General features: G+C 44.0%; 4 protein-coding genes. All 4 read right to left on the bottom strand.

All coding sequences use genetic code 11. The annotated features are described in order from the left end of the window. Positions 1–125: 125 nt before the first annotated feature. Complete coding sequence (locus Q0668_RS21140; protein ID WP_298868280.1) at positions 126–1,319, bottom strand: hypothetical protein; 1,194 nt, start codon at positions 1,317–1,319, stop codon at positions 126–128. 221 nt (positions 1,320–1,540) lie between these two features. Then, positions 1,541–3,133 (bottom strand): hypothetical protein, encoded by a 1,593-nt coding sequence (locus tag Q0668_RS21135; RefSeq protein WP_298868278.1) that lies wholly within the window; start codon positions 3,131–3,133, stop codon positions 1,541–1,543. A gap of 162 nt (positions 3,134–3,295) precedes the next feature. After that, positions 3,296–4,951, bottom strand: coding sequence for a hypothetical protein (locus Q0668_RS21130; protein ID WP_298868276.1), 1,656 nt, complete (start codon positions 4,949–4,951; stop codon positions 3,296–3,298). 51 nt (positions 4,952–5,002) lie between these two features. Then, positions 5,003–5,253, bottom strand: a 251-nt coding sequence (locus tag Q0668_RS21125) for a hypothetical protein (protein WP_298868274.1), incomplete at its 5' end; no start/stop codon positions are given.

Below are 5,253 nucleotides of genomic sequence, written 5' to 3'. Positions count from 1 at the left end.
TCGCTGATTCGATGCGCTTGCAGGCGCACTAGGGGAAGACCCATGTGTCCGCCCGCCTGGTAGGCTTCGATTTGATAGTTCACTTGGGAGGAAACCAGAAACATCTTTTGAACGACAAGCCCCCGTTAATACAAACCCGTCCCCGTCCCTCCAATTCCTTCAGGAATAATGAGACTTTTCAACTCAGGTAAATCGATTTTCCAAATATTGTCCTGATGTGTAGTAGCATGAAATTCCAACAATTCTGACAATTCAATCCCACTCGCAATCTTAATCTTGGGCGGTGATTTTGAATCCGGAGGATCATCAGTGGCAAAAACATTCTTATGAAATGGAAACAGAAACGTGGTCGTTCTATCTTTCTTAAAAGAATCACCCAAAGATCGTAATTTGGGAAGAGGCTGAAAAAACACTAACCTGTCTCGTTCATGATTTAATACTGCACTGTAAACATTATTCGCTAAGTCTTTCGAAATTGATTTTAAACGATCTTTTCGAACCAGATAAATCGCAGGTAAAATATACTGTCCCTCCAGCATCTTTATCGATGGTTTCTCTACTGCAAATTTCTCCGGCATAAAATCTTCAAAACCAAAAACTAGACTTAGTGTCAGATCATTCTGTACATGATTTTGATTATTGATAAGAAAGACACCAAATCGAGTCATATCATTGTGTATATAAAGCCAGGTCTCCTGTTGAATCACCCGCGTGCTCGCGAACAGAACTTCGTTATCACCAGATTTAACACTAAAGTCACATAACAAATAATAATTATCTGTATTGAGACCTTCAGGCCAAGTCACTTGAAACTTCACGGGAACCGCTTTCGGTGCCGCAGCCGGACAATCGATTGTGGAGGAAGGAAAATCTCGACCGGGTAACACCATCAGATCTGATAGCTGATACGATTCTCCGCTCGACCAGCGAAAAAGTGAACTGCCTCCCCAGGGGGCACACAAATCCAAATCATATCTTCCCCAGGGAAGTTTTCCAAAATCGAGCGTTCCCGATTCATCACTGACTGCTTCCAATGCAAACGTATCTAGTTGTTTCCCACCTTTTGTCAGCTTACCTCTAAAGCCAACAGCCGGTTTCCCATCTTTCTTATCCTGAACGAGCTGAAACGCGACTTGACTCAATGAATCAGATGCAGAAACAGATTGACTCTGCTGCACCTGTTTTATTTCATCCAACTGTTTCAGTATGTGCTGGTTGACTTCCTGGTTCTGTTTCACCAAAGTCCAGACCAGACCAACAACGGAAATGCTGCAAATAACCAGAACAAGGGAAACAACGGCTATTATTTTTTTCGACATGGCCTATTCCTGCATTGCATCGAATCAGAGTTAGACCGCGATTTTCGCAAGATCGCAATCTGAATAATTACATGCTATCAGGACAAGTCACTTTGTACACATTAATTTTGAGCAATGACAAAACCGGTGCTCTTCCCCGTTACGGGTTACTATTCAATGAAGCAGAAATAAAGTCACACCCAAAGAAATGAAATCGCCGGGATTGAATTTCACTTGAACACTTACCGCTCAAAGGAACCAAAACCGGCTCCTTCAGGAATCGCCTTTAGTTTCAGGTCTGGAATTTTGATTTTCCATACATTGGGCTGATCTTTAGTAACGGAATAGCTTAACAGTTCGGGTAACTGAATTCCGTCGATCATTTTTTGGCGTGAGATTACATCAAACAGATTAGCAGAATCAGCGGAGGTATCCTTCTTTTTGAAAGGCACCAGAATCTTGGTGGATGGAACAAAGGCAAGTTTATTTTTTCTACCGAGACTACCACCAAAACCACCAAGACCATCACCGGAGTTAATACCAAACCTTTGCAGTTGATTAAGTGGATTGTATGTAAAAACTCTGGCTCTGTCTTTGTCGATTACATCAAACATCTTCAGAGAATTTAACTGCGAAAGATTTTTCAGATCCTGCTTTGAAATCAGGTAGATGACTGGCTGTTGATAGGAATCACCTTCGAACATGTTGATCGACGGCTTTTCGTCGAGCGTATCTGGATCAATGTCAATAAATTTCCCCGCTTCGTCCACAGGACAACGACTCACTTGATTGTTACCGCTGATGAGATAAATGCCCCTTGGTTCCCGTGGATGACTATTCGTATCATTCTGATCGTTTTGCCAGAATACGTCACCCGCTTTACGGGAGCTACTGAATTCATAAATGGTGACGCCTCCCCTTGCCTGATACGTTGTACGAAAGTCACAGATGAATACCAGATCATCCGATTTTTGTTTCTCCGACCAGTCAACTTGAAACTGAACGGGAACCTCTTCCGGAGCAGCAACCGGACAAAAAATTCCTTGAACATAATTCCGACCCGGAATCACTGCAAACCTTGAAATGCGAGACGTTTCATTCCAGGGAGATTGTAATGATAAATCGTATCGCCCCCAGGGAAGTTTTCCAAAATCGAGCGTCCCGTACTTATTGCTTGTTGCATTCAGTGAAAAGGCATCTGTGCCAATTTTAGTCAACGTGCCGAAAAAGCCGACGGCTGGCTTTTTGCCTTTGTTATCCTGCATAAGTTGAAACGAAATCTTGTTCATCGCTTCAGAAGTGGAACCACCCTGGCTGGTTGATTTTTTGTTTAACTGTTCTAACTGTTTGAGAATTTGCTGGTTGATGTTAGACGGTTCAGCAGGCTTTGCCATCGCTCCAAATCCACCTTCTCCCCCGCCAATCGACGATCCGAAGCCACTTCCCATCCCTGCCGATTGCTGGGAAGGTTTTTGCGATTCCGCCAGGACCTTCAATTCGCGTACAATCGCTTCATTGGTACGCTGCAAGCTTTTCACAACCGTTGAATCGGCTTGTGGACGGTCGGCAATCACCGCCAGTTGTGCCAGCATTTTCTGATTGACGCCCTGACTCTCTCTCATCAGCATCCAGGCAATACCGACGACAGCAATACTGCAAACAGCCATCACGACAGAAACACCGGTTATAATTCGTTGAGACATCATCCTCTCCTTCATCGCATCAAACCAGAGTTGACGAGCAATTTTGATGGGATCACCAAATTGATTCAGCACATGCTGACGGGCCAATTGTTCATCAGCATTCTTTAACAGCTCTCGATTCAAAGCACACAAAAATGTTCACTGAGCTCATCGAGAATATCCTGCCGTAACGACGCGGGTTCATCGTCGCGCTCGGGTGGTAAATCTTCAATGCTCACTTCAGGCCAACCCACTTTGTACTCCTCGGTTTTGTTTGTTGACCTGCCGACTGTCTGTTTTTCGGTCAGCGAGCATTTATTTTAATGAACCGGATTCCCCAGAAATGAATCTCATCTTAGGAACGTTAATTTCCCAAACATTGGGTCCTGCTTTGGTGGCTAAATAGTACCCGTAAGCTCTTGAAAATTTGTAGTGATACCCATGAAGCACGTTCATTACACCAGCTCCACCCATCTGTTCCAATTTTTTTTGAAGTTGCGGTGCTATTTTCAGTTTCTCAAATGGATCTAAGAATAATCCGGAGACAACTTTAGTATAGATTTGAAATTCAGGTTCTATTTCACTCTCCAGAGATGAACTGGTAATCGTTCCAATGTTCTTCAATGAATTTATCTCAGACAGCTTGGAGAGTTCACGCTTTCGAATAAGGTATACAACGGGCTTAATATATTGCCCCTGCAACACGATCGCTGATTTTTGCCAGACTATGTCCTGTAGATCGAGGTTTTTATATTTCCCCTTAACTGTCATAGGACATGGAATCACCTGATTGTTTTTGATATCAATCAAATAAACACCACGCTCTGGCTGTTTTTGTAAATCATGCGAAAAAGACCAGTAGTCGTTCTGTATTTTCCTCGAAGACTGCAGGCGGAACGATATAGGATCGGCCCCATAATCATGATTACGAAAATCACACAAAAGATACTGCCATTCTTCCCCAGAATTCTTTTTCATATTGACCTGAAATTCGACGGGAACCTCTTCAGGAGGGGCAACAGGACAGACGATTGTTTGGGAATAGCTACGGCCAGGAATCATCGTGAGTCTCGACAACTGACACTTTTCATTCCAGGGAGACTTCAACGATAAATCATATTTCCCCCAGGGAAGTTTTCCAAAATCGAGTGTTCCCTTCTCATCGCTTGTTGCACTTAACGAAAAAGCATCTGTGCCAATTTTAGTCAAACTGCCGATAAATCCGATGGCTGGTTTCCCGTCTTCCTTTTTCTGCACAAGCTGAAACGAAATCTGGTTCATCACTTCAGACGTAGAACCATCCTGTAAATTTGATTTCTTATTTAACTGTTCTAATTGCTTGAGAATTTGCTGGTTAATATTAGAAGGTTCATCAGGCTTAGCCATCCCGAAGCCTCCCATCCCGAGCCTATCCGTTCTGGACCCCTTCGACCCGGACGGCTCTTTACTCTGCCCCATCATCGATCCAAAGCCACTTCCCATCCCCCCTGATTGCTGGGAAGGTCTTTGTGATTCCGCCAGAATTTTCAATTCGCGTACGATCGCTTCATTGGTACGTTGCAAGCTTTTCACAACCGTCGAATCAGCTTGAGGCCGATCAGCAATCACCGCCAGTTGTGCCAGCATTTTCTGATTGACGCCCTGGCTGTCTCTCATCAGCATCCAGGCAATACCAACGACAGCAATACTGCAAACAGCCATCACAGCGGAAATTCCGGTCATAATACGTTGAGACATGATTCTCTCCTTCATCGCCTCCAACCAAAGTTGGCGGGCAATTTTGACGGGGTCACCAAACTGATTTAATACGCGTTGTTTTGCAGTCTGCTCATCCGGATTTTTCAACAACTCTCGATTCAAAGCACACACAAAATGGTCCGTCAGTTCATCGAGTATATCCTCCCGTAGCGACACAGGTTCATCGTCGCGTTTGGGAGGCAAATCTTCGATGGTGATCTCAGGCCAGGCCACTTAGTGATCCTCAAAATACAAACAATGAAAAAAAGGCATGACTCTCCGCAGTTATAGCGCACTACTTGATGAACCGGATTTGTGAGTAAGGATGCTTAAATCCGGAATCTTTATTTCCCAGAGATTTGAGTTGCTATCTGAAGCATAGAAACTGATTCGATCTTTTAACTGAACCCCCTTGATCACGTCTGCTACCGAGCCAAAATGCTTGGTTAATGTCCGTTGCAATCCTGGTTCAATTTTAAGCTTCTTAAACCCGCATTTCCCAGATGACTTCCCTCGCTTTGGCACGTAATTTGCGC

The sequence above is a fragment of the uncultured Gimesia sp. genome (assembly GCF_937910335.1).
Lineage (GTDB): Bacteria > Planctomycetota > Planctomycetia > Planctomycetales > Planctomycetaceae > Gimesia.
The sequence above is the reverse complement of the archived record's forward strand: the minus strand, read 5'-3'. Positions and strand labels throughout refer to the sequence as shown.